Here is a 17186-nt window from a genome sequence, read left to right on the forward strand (position 1 = left end):
TGGCGCCTGCGGGACCGTCACCGCCGGCAAGCCGTGCTGCTACGAGGGCGTCGCCGGGATCAGATCCCGGTGTGTGTCATGTTTGACGAAACAGGTTTGATTCAGCGGCCTGTTCCGTCCTATGGAGTGTTTATGGCAGTCAAGGTTCTGGTGGTAGACGACTCCGGTTTTTTTCGCCGGCGCGTCTCGGAAATTCTTTCCTCTGACACAACGATTCAAGTGGTCGGCACCGCCACCAATGGCAAGGAAGCGATCGAGCAGGCGCTGGCCCTCAAGCCTGACGTGATTACCATGGACTACGAAATGCCGATGATGGATGGCATTACCGCAGTCCGGCACATCATGCAGCGCTGCCCGACACCGGTCCTGATGTTCTCCTCACTGACCCACGAAGGCGCCCGGGTGACCCTGGATGCGCTGGACGCCGGTGCGGTGGACTTCCTGCCGAAGAATTTCGAAGACATCTCGCGCAACCCCGAGAAGGTCAAGCAGATGCTGTGCGAGAAGGTGCACAGCATTTCGCGCAGCAACCGTCGCTTTGGCGGGTACAGCAGCCCGGCAGCGCCTGCGCCGGTATCGAGCCCGGCCTCTGCATCGCCTGCCAGCTCGCTGCGCAGCAGCGCAACACCGAGCGCCACCACGCGCCCGGCGCCAGCCCCTGCACGTCCGGCGCCCGCTGCGCCTGCGGCCCACGGCGCGGCACACCATGCACCTGCCTCGCCTGCGCCCAAGCGCAAGGCATACAAGCTGGTGGCCATCGGTACGTCCACAGGTGGCCCGGTGGCGCTGCAACGGGTGCTGACCCAACTGCCTGCCAATTTCCCGGCGCCCATCGTGCTGATCCAGCACATGCCGGCGGCCTTCACCAAGGCCTTTGCCGAGCGCCTGGACAAGCTGTGCCGCATCAGCGTCAAGGAAGCCGAGGATGGCGACATCCTGCGTCCGGGCCTGGCGCTGCTGGCCCCCGGCGGCAAGCAGATGATGGTCGACGGCCGTGGCGCGGTGAAAATCCTGCCGGGCGACGAGCGCCTCAACTACAAGCCCTGCGTGGACATCACCTTCGGTTCCGCCGCCAAGGCCTATGCCGACAAGGTGCTGGCCGTGGTCCTGACCGGCATGGGCGCGGACGGTCGCGAAGGCGCGCGTCTGCTCAAGCAGGGCGGCAGTCATATCTGGGCTCAGGACGAAGCCAGTTGCGTGATCTACGGCATGCCGATGGCCATCGTCAAAGCCGATCTGGCGGATGCCGTTTACAGCCTGGACGATATCGGGCGACATCTGGTCGAGGCGTGTATCTGATGGATGTTCTGACTCTCATAGGGATCATTCTGGCGTTCATCGCCATCATCGGCGGCAACTTCCTGGAAGGCGGCCACCTGGGCGCCTTGCTCAACGGGCCGGCGGCGCTGATCGTGCTCGGCGGTACGCTCGCGGCCTGCCTGTTGCAGACGCCGATGAGCGCGTTCAAGCGGGCGATCCAGATCTTCGTGTGGATTCTGTTTCCGCCGCGCATCGACCTGCAAGGCGGTATCGACCGCGTCGTCAACTGGAGCCTGACCGCCCGCAAGGAAGGTCTGCTGGGCCTGGAAACCGTCGCCGACACCGAACCTGACGCCTACTCGCGCAAGGGCCTGCAGTTGCTGGTCGATGGCGTCGAGCCGGAAACCATTCGCAGCATTCTGGAAGTGGATTTCCTGACTCAGGAAAGCCGCGACATCCAGGCCGCCAAAGTCTTCGAAAGCATGGGCGGCTACGCGCCGACCATCGGCATCATCGGTGCGGTGATGGGCCTGATCCATGTCATGGGCAACCTGGCGGACCCGAACCAACTGGGCAGCGGCATTGCCGTGGCATTCGTCGCGACCATCTATGGCGTGGCGTCGGCCAACCTGATCCTGCTGCCGGTGGCCAACAAGCTCAAGGCCGTGGCGGTGCGTCAGTCGCGCTACCGCGAGATGCTGCTCGAAGGCCTGCTGTCCATTGCCGAGGGCGAAAACCCGCGTTCGATCGAGTTGAAGCTGCAAGGCTTCATGGAGTGATGGACTGATGGCCCGTCGACGTCGCCACCACGAAGAGCACGAAAATCACGAACGCTGGCTGGTGTCCTACGCGGACTTCATCACCTTGCTGTTCGCCTTTTTCGTGGTCATGTACTCCATTTCCTCGCTCAACGAAGGCAAGTACAAGGTGCTTTCCGAGGCGCTGGTTGGCGTGTTCAACGAAGCCGAGCGCAGCGTGCGGCCGATCCCCATCGGCGAGCAGAAGCCGCAGACCGTGCGCCCGGCAGACCCTCTGGTCAACGACAGCGACCAGACCGACGCAGCCCTGGGGCAGGCCGCCCAGGATCCGCTCAAATCCATCGCCGATGACGTCAACGCAGCGTTCGGCGACCTGATCGCCTCGAACCAGATGACGGTGCGGGGCAACGAGTTGTGGATCGAGATCGAGCTCAACTCAAGCCTGCTGTTCGGCAGCGGCGATGCGATGCCCAGCAACCTGGCGTTCGACCTGATCGACAAGGTGGCCAGGATCGTCAAGCCGTTCGACAACCCGATTCACGTCGAAGGCTTCACCGATGACCAGCCCATCAGCTCGGCGCAGTACCCCAGCAACTGGGAGCTGTCGTCGGCGCGTGCATCGAGCATCGTGCGCATGCTGGCCATGGACGGGATCAACCCGGCGCGCATGGCCTCGGTCGGCTATGGCGAATTCCAGCCGCTGACCTCCAACGCCACCGCCGATGGCCGCGCGCGCAACCGTCGCGTGGTGCTGGTGATTTCTCGCAACCTGGACGTGCGTCGCAGCCTGACCGGCTCAGGTACCGCCGCCAATGCAAAACCCGATGCAGCATTGCGGCGTGCTGGCACACAAACTGCACCAGTCCCGGCTAAACCGCCGCAAGGCGTCAAATCTTCGTCATCTGCCCCGTGATTGCGGGCGCAGCGCTTTGATCGGCGGGAACGCGAACACATGAGAGTCTGGGCGGTAGCCAATCAGAAAGGCGGGGTCGGAAAGACCACCACCTCAATCGCTTTAGCCGGCTTGCTGGCGGAGGCGGGCAAGCGCGTGGTCGTGGTCGATCTGGACCCTCATGGCTCGATGACCAGTTATTTCGGTCACAACCCCGACGCGCTGGAGCACAGCTGCTTCGACTTGTTCCTGCACAAGGGCGCGGTGCCAGACGGACTGCCGGGCCAATTGCTGCTGCCCACCAGCGATCAGCGCATTTCCCTGCTGCCTTCGAGCACCGCCCTGGCCACCCTTGAGCGTCAGACGCCGGGGCAGAGCGGCCTGGGCCTGGTGATCGCCAAGAGCCTGGCGCAACTGTGGCAGGACTTCGATTACGCGATCATCGACAGCCCGCCGTTGCTGGGTGTTTTGATGGTCAATGCCCTGGCGGCGAGCCAGCAACTGGCCATTCCGGTGCAGACCGAGTTTCTCGCGGTCAAGGGCCTGGAGCGCATGGTCAACACGCTGGCGATGATCAACCGCTCGCGCAAGGTGCCGCTGCCGTACACCATCGTGCCCACGCTGTTCGACCGCCGCACCCAGGCCTCGATGGGCACGCTCAAGCTGTTGCGTGACAGTTTTCCGGAGCATGTCTGGAAGGCGTATATCCCGGTGGACACTCGCTTGCGCGATGCCAGCCGGGCCGGTGTCACGCCGTCGCAGTTCGACGGCAAGAGCCGCGGCGTGCTGGCCTATCGCGCGCTGCTCAAGCACATGCTCACCGAGCAGTTGGCCGGGCAGGGGCAGGTGGCCTGACATGTCCATTGATCGTTTATTTGCAGCACAGGGCGCTCTGCGCTCAAGTCCAAAGGTCCCGCAGCCGATATTCGGGGCAGGCGGCAATCGCATCACTTATATTCGGGCCCTTGTATGAACCGCCCTCTGGACACCGCTTCACGGCCACAACTGGCGCTGCAGAATTACCTCGACGCGTTGCTTCAGGACGCCACCGAGGAACTGGAAGCGGACGACAGCATCGATGATTTCCAGGCGGCCGTGCTCGAAGAGCAGGCCCACGACGCACGCATGCGCTCGGCCGTCGCCGAAGCTGTTGCGGCAGCAGTGCCTGTACCGGTCAGCCGGCCCGAGCCGGTTTCCCTGGCGTTCGTGCCCGAGGCCAGGCCTGCCCGGCCGGTCGCCGAGCCTGTGGCGGCGCGGGTGCTCGAAGCCCCGGTGATCCTGCCGCAGGTGCTGGTGCCACCTGTCATTGCGACGCCGGTGCTCGAAGCTCCGGTCATTGACGCGCCGGTGCTCAAGGCTCCGGTGATCGAAACGCCCATCGAAGCCCCCGACCGGGCTGAGCCTGTCAAAGGCCTGGTCGAGCCGGTGGCCGATGTGCACCTGCCAGCCCAGCGCCCGCCGGTGCCGCCGACCTCGGACGAGCGTCCGCAGTGGGCCGAGGAGCCTTTCGAATGCCTGCTGTTCGACGTCGCCGGGCTGACCCTGGCGGTGCCGCTGGTGTGCCTGGGCTCGATCTATCCACTGGCCGGCCATGAACTGACGCCGCTGTTCGGTCAGCCGGACTGGTTCCTCGGCATCCTGCCCAGCCAGGCCGGTAACCTGAAGGTGCTGGACACCGCGCGCTGGATCATGCCGGACCGCTACCGCGACGATTTTCGCCAGGGCCTGCAATACGTGATCTCGGTTCAGGGCTATGAGTGGGGGCTGGCGGTGCATCAGGTCAGCCGCTCGTTGCGCCTGGACCCCAGTGAAATCAAATGGCGCACCCATCGCGGCCAACGTCCCTGGCTTGCCGGGACGGTGATCGAGCACATGTGTGCGCTGCTGGACGTTTCCGAATTGGCCGAGCTGATTGCCAGCGGCGCGGTCAAGCAGATGCAAGCACTTAAATAAACACTCTCAGATAAACACCGGGCGGCGCTGACGCGTCGTTCGCAGAGCACAACACGCAAGGGGTTAGGGGTATGAAGAAGTCGTCAGCACAGGGTTCCGAAGATCCGATCCTGCAATGGGTCACCTTCCGCCTGGACAACGAAACGTATGGCATCAACGTGATGCAGGTTCAGGAAGTGCTGCGCTACACCGAGATTGCGCCGGTGCCGGGTGCGCCAAGCTACGTGCTGGGCATCATCAACCTGCGCGGCAACGTGGTGACCGTGATCGACACGCGTCAGCGCTTTGGTCTGCCACCGGTTGAAGTCAGCGACAACACGCGTATCGTGATCATCGAGGCCGACAAGCAAGTGGTCGGGATCCTGGTCGACAGCGTGGCCGAAGTGGTCTACCTGCGTCAGTCGGAAGTCGAGACGGCGCCGAACGTGGGCAACGACGAATCCGCCAAGTTCATCCAGGGCGTGTGCAACAAGAACGGTGAGCTGCTGATCCTCGTGGAGCTGGACAAGATGATGTCCGAGGAAGAGTGGTCCGAGCTGGAGAGCATCTGATTGATCTTCGAGGTTGCGGTCATTTTTCTGGCGGTGTTGTGGGTCGCGAGCGTCGCGATGTTCATGGCCCACACCAAGCGCCAACGCACACTGGCCATGCAGCAGGTCGAAGCCGACTCGCTGCGTGACCAGCGCATCCGCGATCTTGCCCGGCGCCTGGAGAACTACCAGGGCGGTACGGTAAAAATGGGCGAAGAGCTGCATGAACTGCGGTCCATCGTCGCGCCTCTGCCGGACAAGATCACCGCGCTCGAACAGCGCGACCCTTCCACCCTGTCCTTCGCCCAGGCCGCCCGCCTGGTCGGCATGGGCGCCAGCGTCGACGAACTCACCCAGTCCTGCGGCCTGACCCAGGCCGAAGCGCAGTTGATGACCAAGCTGCACGGCAATAACTGAGTTCTTCTTGCCGGTAGCAGCACGGCGTGCCGGCGGGGGCGGCCTCAAGATCGCCTCCGTCCGCATTGATGCACCAAACATCCCCCACCGTAGGAGCGCGCTTGCCCGCGACAGCGTGGTGTCAGCTGCCATCCATGGCACAGACAGACCGCATCGCGGGCAAGCGCGCTCCTACAGCGTTGTGTGTATCCCTACGGGTGCTCTGGCATTTATGGAAGTCGCGTTCACCGCCACCCTGTAGCAGCACGGCTTGCCGGCGTCAGCGTCCGCAAGATCGCTCCCGCGGGCAAGCCCGGCTGCTACGGGCGCTCTGGCATTCCTGGAATTTTGCGTTCACCGCCACCCCGTAGCAGCACGGCTTGCCGGCGGGGGCGGCGTCAAGATCGCCTCCGCAACCACGTCGCACGCCAAACCTGTGGGCGCGTTAGCGCGGGGTGATATCCCGCTCCACCGGCTCAGGATCCGGATCGAACCCCACCGGAAACTTGCCCTTCAAATGCCAGGCAAACGCGATGATTTCGGCAATGGTCAGGTACAGTTCCTGGGGAATGCTGTCGCCCAGTTCCATACGCGCGAGCATTTTCACCAGTTCGGCGTTTTCGTAGATCGGGACTTTGTATTCCCGGGCGATCGCCAGGATCGCTTCGGCCAGGGCATCGTCGCCCTTGGCGGTGAGGGTGGGGGCTTGCTGGCCGTCGTAGCTCAATGCAATGGCCTGGCGTGGATTGGTTTCGGGCTGTCTCATCAGGCGTTCTCGTCGATCCAGCGTTGTTCCAGCACGGTACGCGGGCCTTGGCTGGGCACGCCGCGGTTGCACGCCAGTTCCTTCACGTTCAGGCCGCAGGCCACCAGGCGGGCGCGCAGGTTGTCCAGCTCGCCCGAGATCAATTCGGCTGCGCCTTCGCGCTGTGCCCACATCTGACTGGACAAGCTGCCGGCGATCAACTGCGCCTGAACCTGCAACGGTCCCAGTGGCTCCAGATCGAACGCCAGCTCCACGCGCCAGAGCTTTTCCTTCTCCTTGACCTCCTGAGTGGCGTTGTCCGGCGCCTGCTCGCGTTCAGGCGTGTCTTCGCGCTGAACCTTGACCTGCAACGGCACGATGTCATGGGCGTTGCGCATCGGGATCTCAAGCTGCCAGGTGGTGACCTGGGTACCGTCGGCGTTGGTGCGGGTCTGCTCCAGGCCGCCGAGTTGATGGCTTTGCAGGCGGGAAATGGCCCCCGCCGCAAGCTTCAACAGCGTCTCAAGGTCATCCTTGCCTTCGGCACTGCCCAAGGTGCGGGCGGGCAACGGAAAGCTGCTCTGCGGCCCGGGCGCGGCCACCAGCCCCAAGGTGCCGAGGGCGTTGCGGATCACGCTGGGCATCGCTCGCGCCAGGGTATTGGCCGCGGCCGCAGCGTTGTAACTGGTGTTATCCGGCAGGCCCGGAAGAATCTGCGCAATGACCCGCAGCAGATTGGCTTTCATGTCCGGCACCAACGTCGGGTTCTGCCCGGCCAGCAGGCGCGATTCCATGAACAGCCCGCTGGCGTTGAGCGCCTGGGCCACACCCTTGGCGGTGCTCATCTGCGCAAGATCGGGCAGGTCGGCGAGCAGTTGTTCGACGCTGGCGCGCAGGTTCGCCGGCAAGGTGTCCGGGGTGTCTGCGCTGGGTGGCGGCAGGTTCTGCAGGGCGGTCAGGAGACTTTGCAGCGAGCCCTGGCGGCTTTGCTGGGTCGAGAGTTGCTGGGCCAGAGCCAGTTCATCAAGCCGATTGGGCATGGCAACGAAGTTCAGCGCCTGGCTGTTCTGCACCTGTGCGCTGAGCAGGCTGCCCACCCGCAGCGGCTGCGGACTGTCGATGGTCAGGCTGCTGCCCGCCAGCGCGGTATTGAGCAGCATCACAATCGAGCGATACACCGCTGGCTGGGTGGTCGCGCCGCCGGCAGGTGTGCCGGCCAGTTGCGCCACATTCTGCGCCGCCACCTGGGTGGTCAGCACCTTGCCCTGCAGCAGGGTCCCGGCGGGAAGCTGGCGGGTGTCGATGCTGGTCAGGCTGTTGGTAATGGCCTTCTGCAAGTCCTGAACGCTGATGGTCAGGGTGTCGGCTGAACCCTGGGCCACGTTCACTGTGGTGCCGGGCGTCAGGGGCAGGGTGCTGGAGACGGGCAGGGTGGTCTGCCGGCCGTTGTCCATGGTGAGCTTGAGCAGCAACTGAAAGTCGTTGCCCAGCTGTTTGAGGCTGACCACTTCGGCATTGGCGACCTGCCCCGCGTTGAGCAGGCCGGCGCGCGGCTCCATCAGCTTGAGCACTTCGCCCGGTGGCACGCCTGCGCGCAAGAGGGCAGTGGCCGCCGCGACTGGAGAAAGATTGGGTATATCGCCTGTCATCAGATCCCGACTCGGTCAAATGGCGCTCTGGAAAGCCTGTCTTAGGGACATCGGTCCCTGATATGTATAATCGCGCACCGACATCGGCAGCCAATTACTAAGCTGCATAAGTATAACGGCCATGCCGTCGCCGACTTGACACCTGCCATCCGAAAAGAAGGTCCACATGCAGATCCCTGTTCTTGAAGCTGTAGGGCTTGCCTGCGAACGCGACTGGCGCCTTTTGTTCGAGCACCTGGACGTGAAGCTGGCGCCCGGGGACATGGTACAGATCAGCGGCCCCAACGGCAGTGGCAAGACCAGCCTGCTGCGCCTGCTCAGCGGCCTGATGCGGCCCACGGCAGGGGATGTGCTGCTGGACGGCAAGCCCCTGGCCGAACAGCGCAGTGCGCTGGCCCATAACCTGCTGTGGATCGGCCACGCGGCGGGCATCAAGGACTTGCTCACCCCCGTGGAAAATCTCACCTGGCTGTGCGCGCTGCACCACAGCGTTCAATCCAGTGAGCTCTGGCAGGCCCTTGAAGCCGTCGGCCTGCGCGGCTTCGAAGACGTGCCCTGTCACACGTTGTCGGCCGGGCAGAAGCGTCGGGTGGCGCTGGCCCGCCTGTATCTGCCGGGACCTGCGTTGTGGATGCTCGACGAGCCGTTCACCGCGCTGGACAAGCAAGGCGTGGCGCAACTGGAAGAGCACCTGGCCAGCCATTGCGAGAACGGCGGCACCGTGGTGCTGACCACCCACCACACGCTGAGCCGCACGCCGGCCGGTTATCGCGACCTGGACCTGGGGCAGTGGGCCGTATGAGTCATGTGTTTAGCCTGTTGATCGCCCGCGAAGCGCGGCTGCTGTTTCGTCGTCCCGCCGAGCTGCTGAACCCGCTGGTATTCTTTGCCATCGTCATCGCCCTGTTTCCGCTGGCAGTGGGGCCAGAGGCCCGATTGCTGCAGACACTGTCCCCAGGTTTGGTGTGGGTGGCGGCATTGTTGTCAGTGCTGCTGTCGCTGGACGGCCTGTTCCGCAGCGACTTCGAAGATGGCTCCCTTGAGCAATGGGTGCTTTCGTCACACCCCCTGGCATTGCTGGTGCTAGCCAAGGTGGCGGCACACTGGGCCTTTTCCGGGCTGGCACTGGTTTTGCTCGCGCCTCTATTGGCCCTGATGCTGGGGTTGCCGAGCGCCTGCCTGCCGGTTCTGCTGCTGTCATTGCTGCTGGGAACGCCGGTGTTGAGCCTGCTGGGCGCAGTGGGCGCGGCGCTGACGGTGGGGCTCAAGCGCGGCGGCCTGTTGCTGGCGTTGTTGATCCTGCCGCTGTACATCCCGGTGCTGATTCTGGGCAGCGGCGCCCTGCAGGCTGCACTTGAGGGTATGCCTGCGACCGGCTATCTGCTTTGGCTTGGCAGCCTGACCGCTCTGGCGATAACTCTGACGCCTTTTGCAATTGCCGCTGGCTTGAAGATCAGTGTTGGCGAATAATGAATTTCTGACCGATCAGACAGTTTTTTGAGATCCTTCGCTGGACTTCATACGATCGGCAGCAGGACACTTCAGCTAATAGAAGTGCCTGGGTTCTGCAAGCAGGCTTGAAACACCGTGATGACAAGTACCTTGATGAAGGCAACATGATGAACACTAGCGCCAAGGCGAAGAGCGGCATCAGTTGGGCCTGGTTCCACAAACTGGGTTCGCCGAAATGGTTTTACGGCATCAGCGGCCGCCTGCTGCCCTGGCTGAGTATCGCTGCCGCCTTGCTGATCGGCACTGGCGTGGTCTGGGGCCTGGCCTTCGCCCCACCGGACTACCAGCAGGGCAACAGCTTTCGCATCATCTACATCCACGTGCCTTCTGCCATGCTGGCGCAGTCCTGCTACGTGATGCTGGCGATCTGCGGCGTGGTCGGCTTGGTCTGGAAGATGAAAATGGCCGACGTCGCGCTGCAGTGCGCCGCGCCCATCGGCGCCTGGATGACCGCCGTGGCGCTGGTTACCGGGGCGATCTGGGGCAAGCCGACCTGGGGTTCATGGTGGGTGTGGGATGCACGCCTGACGTCCATGCTGATTCTGCTGTTCCTGTACTTCGGTCTCATTGCGCTGGGCAACGCGATCAGTAATCGTGACAGCGCGGCCAAGGCCTGTGCGGTGCTGGCCATCGTCGGCGTGGTCAATATTCCGATCATCAAATACTCGGTGCAGTGGTGGAACACCCTGCATCAGGGCGCGACCTTCAGCCTCACCGAAAAACCGGCCATGCCCGCTGAAATGTGGTTGCCGTTGCTGTTCACGGCGCTGGGCTTCTATTGCTTCTTCGGCGCGGTGTTGCTGATGCGCATGCGCCTTGAAGTGCTCAAGCGCGAGGCACGGGCCGGCTGGGTCAAGGATGAAGTGATGAAAAGCCTGGGCGGTGCTGCCGGCAAGGAGACACAGCCATGAGTTTCGAGACATTCGGCGACTTTCTCGCCATGGGCAAGCACGGGCTGTTCGTCTGGACCGCCTACGGCATCTGCCTGATGGTGCTGGCCATCAACGTCGCGTCACCTTTGCTGGCGCGTTGGCGTTACCTGCAACAAGAGGCGCGTCGTCTGCGCCGGGAGAAGCATTCGTGAATCCGCTGCGAAAGAAGCGCCTGTTGATTATCGTCGCGATCCTTGCCGGGGTCGGCGTCGCTGTCACCCTGGCCCTCAGCGCCCTGCAGGAAAACATCAACCTGTTCTACACCCCGACCCAGATCGCCAGTGGTGAAGCGCCCCACGACACGCGTATCCGTGCCGGCGGCATGGTGGAGAAGGGTTCGTTGCAGCGTTCCTCCGATTCGCTGGACGTGACCTTCGTGGTCACCGATTTCAACAAGTCAGTGACCATCACCTATCGCGGCATCCTCCCGGACCTGTTCCGCGAAGGGCAGGGCATCGTCGCGCTGGGCAAGCTCAACGCCGATGGCGTGGTGGTCGCCGATGAGGTGCTAGCCAAGCACGATGAAAAGTACATGCCGCCGGAAGTGACCAAAGCGTTGAAAGACAGCGGTCAAACCGCACCGAACCAACCGGCGGGTGCGTCCTATGCGCCGGCCAAACAGGGGTAAGCCATGATTCCCGAACTCGGCCACCTGGCCATGATCCTGGCCCTGTGCTTTGCCATTGTGCAGGCCATCGTCCCGCTGTTTGGCGCCTGGCGTGGGGATCGCGCCTGGATGGGCCTGGCCCAGCCAGCCGCCTGGGGGCAGTTCGCCTTCCTGCTGTTCGCCTTTGGCTGCCTGACGTACTCATTCATGGTCGACGACTTTTCGGTGGCCTACATCGCCGAAAACTCCAACAGCGCCTTGCCCTGGTACTACAAATTCAGCGCCGTGTGGGGCGCCCACGAGGGCTCGCTGCTGCTCTGGGCGTTGATCCTCGGCGGCTGGACCTTCGCCGTGTCGGTGTTCTCTCGCCAGTTGCCGCAAGTGATGCTGGCGCGGGTGCTGGCGGTCATGGGCATGATCAGCGTGGGCTTCCTGCTGTTCCTGATCCTGACCTCCAACCCGTTCAGCCGCATCCTGCCGCAGGTGCCCCAGGACGGCCGCGATCTGAACCCGCTGCTCCAGGATCCGGGGCTGATCATTCACCCACCGATGCTGTACATGGGCTACGTCGGGTTCTCCGTGGCCTTCGCCTTCGCCATCGCCGCGTTGCTCGGCGGGCGCCTGGACGCTGCCTGGGCCCGCTGGTCGCGGCCATGGACCATCGTGGCGTGGGGCTTTCTGGGCATCGGCATCACCCTGGGCTCGTGGTGGGCCTATTACGAGCTGGGCTGGGGCGGCTGGTGGTTCTGGGACCCGGTGGAAAACGCATCCTTCATGCCTTGGCTGGTGGGCACGGCGCTGATCCACTCGCTGGCCGTCACCGAGAAACGCGGCGTGTTCAAGAGCTGGACTGTGCTGCTCGCCATCGCGGCGTTCTCTCTGAGCCTGCTGGGGACCTTCCTCGTGCGCTCCGGCGTGCTGACGTCGGTTCACGCCTTCGCCTCGGACCCTGCTCGCGGCGTGTTCATCCTGGCGTTCCTGTTGCTGGTGGTGGGCGGTTCGTTGACGCTGTTCGCGATCCGCGCGCCGGTGGTCAAAAGCCATGTCGGTTTCGGCCTGTGGTCGCGGGAAACCCTGCTGCTGGGTAACAACCTGGTGCTGGTGGTGGCGGCCTCGATGATTCTGCTCGGCACCCTGTACCCATTGGTGCTCGATGCTTTGAGCGGGGCGAAGATGTCGGTCGGCCCACCATATTTCAACGCGATGTTCGTGCCCTTGATGGGCGTGCTCATGGCCGTGATGGCCGTAGGTGTGCTGGTGCGCTGGAAAGACACCCCGGTCAAGTGGCTGATGAGCATGCTGGCGCCGGTGCTGGTCGGCAGCGCGGTGCTGGCGGTGATCGCCGGTTTCGCCATGGCGGATTTCCACTGGGCGGTGCTCGCCACCTGCCTGCTGGCGGCCTGGGTGTTGCTGGCCGGTGTACGCGACGTGCTGGACAAGACCCGCCACAAGGGCCTGCTCAAGGGCATGCGCGCCCTGACGCGCAGCTATTGGGGCATGCAGGTGGCGCACCTGGGCATCGCAGTGGTGGCGCTGGGCGTGGTGTTGTCGAGCCAGAACAGCGCCGAGCGCGACCTGCGCCTGGCGCCAGGGGAGTCGGTCGAGTTGGGCGGCTACATGTTCGTCTTCGAAGGGGCCAAACACGTTCAAGGCCCCAACTTCACCTCCGACAAAGGCACGATTCGCGTGCTCGAAGGCGGCAAGGAAGTGACGGTGCTGCACCCTGAAAAACGTCTGTACACCGTGCAGCGCTCGATGATGACCGAAGCCGGCATTGACGCCGGCTTCACCCGTGACCTCTACGTTGCCCTGGGCGAGCCGCTGGATAACGGCGCCTGGGCGGTGCGGGTGCACGTCAAGCCGTTCGTGCGCTGGATCTGGTTCGGTGGGCTCATCACCGCACTGGGCGGCCTGCTGGCTGCGCTGGACAAGCGTTATCGAGTCAAGGTCAGGGCAAAAGTGCGGGATGCGTTGGGGCTGTCGGGAGCTGCGGTATGAAGCGTTGGGTGTTGTTGATTCCTCTGGTGCTGTTCCTGGGTATGGCGGCGTTTCTTTACCGCGGCCTGTACCTGGATCCTTCGGAACTGCCGTCGGCGCTGATCGACAAGCCGTTCCCCGAGTTTTCCCTGCCTTCGGTGCAGGACGGCAAACCGCTGACCCGCGCCAATCTCGTGGGCAAACCGGCGCTGGTCAACGTCTGGGGCACCTGGTGCATCGCCTGCCGCGTCGAGCACCCGGTGCTGACCCAACTGGCGCAGCGGGGTGTGGTGATCTACGGCGTCAACTACAAGGACGTCAACGCCGACGCCCTCAAGTGGCTCAAGGATTTTCATGACCCCTACCAGCTCAACATCAACGACGAGGCCGGCAGCCTGGGCTTGAACCTTGGCGTGTATGGCGCGCCGGAGACCTTCCTGATCGACCGCAAGGGCATCATTCGCTACAAACATGTGGGCGTGATCGACGAGACGGTCTGGCGTGAAAAACTCGCTGGGCTGTATCAGGGGTTGGTTGACGAGGGCAAGCAATGAGGCGCCTGTTGCAAGCCGCTGCGCTGCTGATGCTGGCCTTCGCCGGCGCTGCCCACGCCGCCATCGACGCCTACACCTTCAAGGACGACGCCGAGCGTGCCCGCTACACCGAGCTGACCCGCGAGTTGCGCTGCCCCAAATGCCAGAACCAGGACATCGCCGACTCCAACGCGCCGATTGCCGCTGACCTGCGCAAGGAGATCTACCGCATGCTCGGCGAAGGCCAGAGCAACCAGCAGATCATCGACTTCATGGTCGACCGCTACGGCGAGTTCGTGCGCTACAAGCCTGAACTGAACGCCCACACCTGGCTGCTCTGGTTCGGCCCTGGCGGCCTGTTGCTGGGAGGCGTGGTGCTGATCGGGGTGATAGTTGCCCGTCGGCGCAAGCAGCATACCCCACAGACCGATGTGCTTTCCGACGAGGAGCGTCAGCGCCTCGCCCACCTGCTGGATAACAAAAACGAATGATCGATTTCTGGCTAGCGGCCGGCCTGCTGTTGCTGGTGGCCCTGAGTTTTCTGCTGATCCCGGTGTTGCGCGGTCGTCGTGCGCAAAGCGAGGAGGATCGCACCGCCCTGAACGTCGCCCTGTACCAGGAGCGCCTGGCCGAGCTGCAAGCGCAGCAGGCAGAAGGCGTGCTCTCGGCAGAACAGATGGACAGCGGCCGTGCCGAGGCCGCCCGCGAGTTGCTGGCCGACACCGAAGGCGTCTCGCCAGACCGGGTCGGGCGCTTGGGCAAGCCGCTGCCGTTGCTGGCGGCCGTGCTGGTTCCGGTGCTGGGTCTGGGGCTCTATCTGCACTACGGTGCCAGTGACAAGGTCGAACTGACTCGCGAATTCGCCAAGCCGCCAGCTTCGTTGGCGCAGATGACCGATCGCCTGGAGCGGGCGGTCAAGGCCCAGCCCGATTCTGCCGAAAGCATCTATTTCCTGGCTCGCACCTATATGGCCCAGGATCGCCCGGCCGATGCGGCGAAGATGTTCGAAGCCGCCGTTGCGCTGGCGGGGCGTCAGCCAGAGCTGCTGGGGCAGTGGGCGCAGTCGTTGTACTTCGCTGGCAACAAGGCCTGGATCCCGCAGATCCAGGGGCTGGCCGATGAAGCGCTGAAGGCCGACCCCAGAGAGCCTACCAGCCTGGGGCTGAAAGGGATCAATGCGTTCGAGAGCCAGCATTTCCAGGAGGCAGTGGATTACTGGCGTCGCCTGTTGGCCGTACTGCCGCCTGACGATCCTTCGCGCACTGCCCTCGAAGGTGGTATTGCCAAGGCCAGCGACCGCCTGGTGCAGAGCGGCGGCACGCTGAAAGACGCACCGCTGGTGGCGGCTGCCGGCGCGCATCTGAAGGTGAGGGTGACCCTCGCCGACGAGCTCAAGACCCAGGTGCAACCGGGCGACACGGTGTTTGTCTTTGCCCGCGCTGTGTCCGGTCCGCCCGCACCCTTGGCGGTCAAACGGGTGACCGTGGCGGATCTGCCGGTGGAAGTCGAGCTGACAGATGCTGATGCGATGATGCCGCAGCTGAAACTGTCGAACTTTCCGGAAGTCCAATTGGTGGCCCGGGTATCCCGTGCTGGCCAGCCGACTTCCGGTGAGTGGATCGGCCGCAGTCAACCGCTGCCCAGCAACGTGACGGCCCGCCAGGCCCTGACCATCGACAGCCCCGATCAATGATTCTGGTCGTGCGGCCCTGACACAAAAGAGATGCCTTTATGTATCGCGTCGCACGATTTGCCTTGCTGAGTGTGGTGGTGGCGCTGAGCGCCGCCTGTGCGGTCCAGCGCCCAGGTCCGCAGAGTTCGGAACCGATTCCCACGATTCCCGGGCCATCGCCCACCCCGCAGCCGGGAACGCCGCGCACCACGCCGCAGACCCCGCCCACGATGCCGATCCCGTCGGGCCCGAAAACCAGCGCCAACTTCGCCCCGCCGCCGGGTGGCCACAGCCACTGGGACGCCAGACTGGGCGTGCACGTGCTGGATAACGTCCCCAACACCTTCTACCGCCAGCGCACCTACTACCGCTGGAACAACGGCTGGACCTGGGCCACCTCGCCAGCCGGGCCGTGGCAGGAAACCGATTCGAGCGGCGTACCGGCCGGGCTGAGCCGCCAGTTCGGGAATTGATTGTCGTAGCCTGACCGATTGGCGTGCTGCGCCACGATCCTGTAGGAGTGAGCTTGCTCGCGATAGCGTCTGTTCATCAACATCGCGTCGTCTGGCTAACAGCAATCGCGAGCAAGCTCACTCCTACAGGGGCGGGGTGAGGCGGGGCTAAATAAAAAACGGCGACCTCGATGGGTCGCCGTTTTCATTTCATCCCAACCCCTTACTTGGCGGGGTAGATCTGGTCAAACACTCCGCCATCGACGAAGTGCGTCTTCTGCACGGTGCGCCAGTCGCCGAAGGTCTTCTCCACTGACAGGAAGTCGACTTTCGGGAAGCGGTCGGTGTACTTGGCCAGGACTGCCGGGTCCCGTGGGCGCAGGTAGTTGGCGGCGGCGATTTCCTGGCCCTGGGCCGACCACAGGTATTTCAGGTATTCCTCGGCGGCGGCGCGGGTGCCTTTCTTGTCCACCACCTTGTCGACCACGCTCACCGGCGGCTCGGCCTCGGCAGAGACGCTTGGGTAGACCACTTCGAACTGATCGCGGCCAAACTCGCGGGCGATCATCTCGGCTTCGTTTTCGAAGGTCACCAGCACGTCGCCGATCTGGTTGGTCATGAAGGTGGTGGTAGCACCGCGACCGCCCGTGTCCAGTACTGGCACGTGGCTGAACAACTCGCCGACGAATTTCTTCGCCGCTGCTTCATCGCCGCCATTCTTCAGGGTGTAGCCCCACGCCGACAGGTAGGTGTAGCGGCCGTTGCCCGAGGTTTTCGGGTTCGGCACCACGACTTCGACGCCATCCTTGACCAGGTCCGGCCAGTCTTTCAAATGCTTGGGGTTGCCCTTGCGCACGATGAACACAGTGGCGGAAGTGAACGGCGCGCTGTGGTTGGGCAGGCGCTCGACCCAGTTTTTCGGGACCAGTTCGCCATTGTCGGCCAGGGCGTTGATGTCGGTTGCCATGTTCATGGTGATGACGTCCGCCTGCAGCCCGTCGATCACGGCGCGGGCCTGTTTGCTCGAACCGCCGAATGACATCTTAAGGGTGACGTCTTCCTTGTGCTCGTCCTGCCAGTGCTTCTGGAAAGCAGCGTTGTAGTCTTTGTAGAAGTCGCGCATCACGTCGTAGGAGACGTTGAGCAGCTCAGGGGCGGCGTGGGCGGCGCTGGCGAAGGCCATGGCGCAGGTCAGCATCGAGGCGGCGAAGATTTTTTTCACTGCGAATTCCTTTGTCGTGTCGCGATTATTCTTATGAAAAAAGGGATGGCTAATGGCCGCGACTATAACGAAAACGGTTAGCGTCTTATAGATTAA

The 17186-nt window shown here is 63.6% G+C and carries 20 protein-coding genes; 17 read left to right on the forward strand and 3 right to left on the reverse strand.

The window, feature by feature from the left end; all coding sequences use genetic code 11:
- Positions 1 to 132: 132 nt before the first annotated feature.
- The 7 genes from NPS29_RS10355 to NPS29_RS10385 all read left to right on the forward strand — a co-directional run bounded on the left by NPS29_RS10355 (position 133) and on the right by NPS29_RS10385 (position 5810).
- Positions 133 to 1299: a protein-glutamate methylesterase/protein-glutamine glutaminase gene (locus NPS29_RS10355; protein WP_274132395.1), complete on the forward strand. Its 1167-nt coding sequence runs from the start codon at positions 133 to 135 to the stop codon at positions 1297 to 1299.
- Positions 1299 to 2039 (forward strand): flagellar motor protein, encoded by a 741-nt coding sequence (locus NPS29_RS10360; RefSeq protein ID WP_274132396.1) that lies wholly within the window; start codon positions 1299 to 1301, stop codon positions 2037 to 2039. The genes NPS29_RS10355 and NPS29_RS10360 overlap by 1 nt, the downstream gene beginning before the upstream one ends.
- A gap of 7 nt (positions 2040 to 2046) precedes the next feature.
- Positions 2047 to 2931: a flagellar motor protein MotD gene (motD, locus tag NPS29_RS10365; RefSeq protein WP_274132397.1), complete on the forward strand. Its 885-nt coding sequence runs from the start codon at positions 2047 to 2049 to the stop codon at positions 2929 to 2931.
- 39 nt (positions 2932 to 2970) lie between these two features.
- Positions 2971 to 3765 carry a ParA family protein gene (locus tag NPS29_RS10370; protein ID WP_274132398.1) on the forward strand — a complete coding sequence of 265 codons (795 nt, stop codon included), beginning with the start codon at positions 2971 to 2973 and terminating at the stop codon, positions 3763 to 3765.
- A 114-nt stretch (positions 3766 to 3879) separates the two neighbouring features.
- Positions 3880 to 4863: a CheW domain-containing protein gene (locus tag NPS29_RS10375; RefSeq protein ID WP_274132399.1), complete on the forward strand. Its 984-nt coding sequence runs from the start codon at positions 3880 to 3882 to the stop codon at positions 4861 to 4863.
- A 71-nt stretch (positions 4864 to 4934) separates the two neighbouring features.
- Positions 4935 to 5414, forward strand: a complete 480-nt coding sequence (locus tag NPS29_RS10380) for a chemotaxis protein CheW (protein ID WP_274132400.1) — start codon at positions 4935 to 4937, stop codon at positions 5412 to 5414.
- Complete coding sequence (locus NPS29_RS10385) at positions 5415 to 5810, forward strand: DUF2802 domain-containing protein (protein WP_274132401.1); 396 nt, start codon at positions 5415 to 5417, stop codon at positions 5808 to 5810.
- Positions 5811 to 6234: 424 nt separating this feature from the next.
- Here NPS29_RS10385 and NPS29_RS10390 read toward each other — a convergent pair whose 3' ends face one another.
- Both NPS29_RS10390 and NPS29_RS10395 read right to left on the reverse strand, forming a co-directional pair.
- Entirely contained in the window at positions 6235 to 6555 is a 321-nt protein-coding gene (locus NPS29_RS10390; RefSeq protein ID WP_274132402.1) for an EscU/YscU/HrcU family type III secretion system export apparatus switch protein, read from the reverse strand.
- The gene (locus tag NPS29_RS10395; RefSeq protein ID WP_274132403.1) at positions 6555 to 8183 is read right to left on the reverse strand and encodes a flagellar hook-length control protein FliK; all 1629 of its coding nucleotides are present in this window, start codon (positions 8181 to 8183) and stop codon (positions 6555 to 6557) included. Before NPS29_RS10395 ends, NPS29_RS10390 begins: the two co-directional genes overlap by 1 nt.
- 166 nt (positions 8184 to 8349) lie before the next feature.
- Here NPS29_RS10395 and ccmA point away from each other — a divergent pair, with 166 nt between their 5' ends.
- The 10 genes from ccmA to NPS29_RS10445 all read left to right on the forward strand — a co-directional run bounded on the left by ccmA (position 8350) and on the right by NPS29_RS10445 (position 15889).
- Positions 8350 to 8985, forward strand: a complete 636-nt coding sequence (gene ccmA, locus NPS29_RS10400; RefSeq protein ID WP_274132404.1) for a cytochrome c biogenesis heme-transporting ATPase CcmA — start codon at positions 8350 to 8352, stop codon at positions 8983 to 8985.
- Positions 8982 to 9653, forward strand: a complete 672-nt coding sequence (gene ccmB / locus NPS29_RS10405) for a heme exporter protein CcmB (RefSeq protein ID WP_274132405.1) — start codon at positions 8982 to 8984, stop codon at positions 9651 to 9653. The genes ccmA and ccmB overlap by 4 nt, the downstream gene beginning before the upstream one ends.
- Before the next feature lie 149 nt (positions 9654 to 9802).
- The gene (locus tag NPS29_RS10410) at positions 9803 to 10606 is read left to right on the forward strand and encodes a heme ABC transporter permease (protein ID WP_274132498.1); all 804 of its coding nucleotides are present in this window, start codon (positions 9803 to 9805) and stop codon (positions 10604 to 10606) included.
- The gene (gene ccmD, locus NPS29_RS10415; RefSeq protein WP_274132406.1) at positions 10603 to 10779 is read left to right on the forward strand and encodes a heme exporter protein CcmD; all 177 of its coding nucleotides are present in this window, start codon (positions 10603 to 10605) and stop codon (positions 10777 to 10779) included. Before NPS29_RS10410 ends, ccmD begins: the two co-directional genes overlap by 4 nt.
- Positions 10776 to 11255: a cytochrome c maturation protein CcmE gene (gene ccmE, locus NPS29_RS10420; RefSeq protein ID WP_274132407.1), complete on the forward strand. Its 480-nt coding sequence runs from the start codon at positions 10776 to 10778 to the stop codon at positions 11253 to 11255. Before ccmD ends, ccmE begins: the two co-directional genes overlap by 4 nt.
- 3 nt (positions 11256 to 11258) lie before the next feature.
- Positions 11259 to 13232, forward strand: coding sequence for a heme lyase CcmF/NrfE family subunit (locus tag NPS29_RS10425; protein ID WP_274132408.1), 1974 nt, complete (start codon positions 11259 to 11261; stop codon positions 13230 to 13232).
- Complete coding sequence (locus tag NPS29_RS10430; RefSeq protein WP_274132409.1) at positions 13229 to 13765, forward strand: DsbE family thiol:disulfide interchange protein; 537 nt, start codon at positions 13229 to 13231, stop codon at positions 13763 to 13765. The genes NPS29_RS10425 and NPS29_RS10430 overlap by 4 nt, the downstream gene beginning before the upstream one ends.
- The gene (locus NPS29_RS10435; protein ID WP_274132410.1) at positions 13762 to 14235 is read left to right on the forward strand and encodes a cytochrome c-type biogenesis protein; all 474 of its coding nucleotides are present in this window, start codon (positions 13762 to 13764) and stop codon (positions 14233 to 14235) included. The genes NPS29_RS10430 and NPS29_RS10435 overlap by 4 nt, the downstream gene beginning before the upstream one ends.
- Entirely contained in the window at positions 14232 to 15437 is a 1206-nt protein-coding gene (ccmI, locus tag NPS29_RS10440; protein WP_274132412.1) for a c-type cytochrome biogenesis protein CcmI, read from the forward strand. Before NPS29_RS10435 ends, ccmI begins: the two co-directional genes overlap by 4 nt.
- 38 nt (positions 15438 to 15475) lie before the next feature.
- Positions 15476 to 15889, forward strand: coding sequence for a hypothetical protein (locus tag NPS29_RS10445; protein WP_274132413.1), 414 nt, complete (start codon positions 15476 to 15478; stop codon positions 15887 to 15889).
- Positions 15890 to 16091: 202 nt separating this feature from the next.
- Here the strand turns inward: NPS29_RS10445 and NPS29_RS10450 are convergent, their stop codons facing one another.
- Positions 16092 to 17090: a sulfate ABC transporter substrate-binding protein gene (locus tag NPS29_RS10450; RefSeq protein ID WP_274132414.1), complete on the reverse strand. Its 999-nt coding sequence runs from the start codon at positions 17088 to 17090 to the stop codon at positions 16092 to 16094.
- Positions 17091 to 17186: the final 96 nt, after the last annotated feature.

It is taken from the genome of Pseudomonas putida (assembly GCF_028682175.1).
Taxonomy (GTDB): Bacteria; Pseudomonadota; Gammaproteobacteria; order Pseudomonadales; family Pseudomonadaceae; genus Aquipseudomonas; species Aquipseudomonas putida_AD.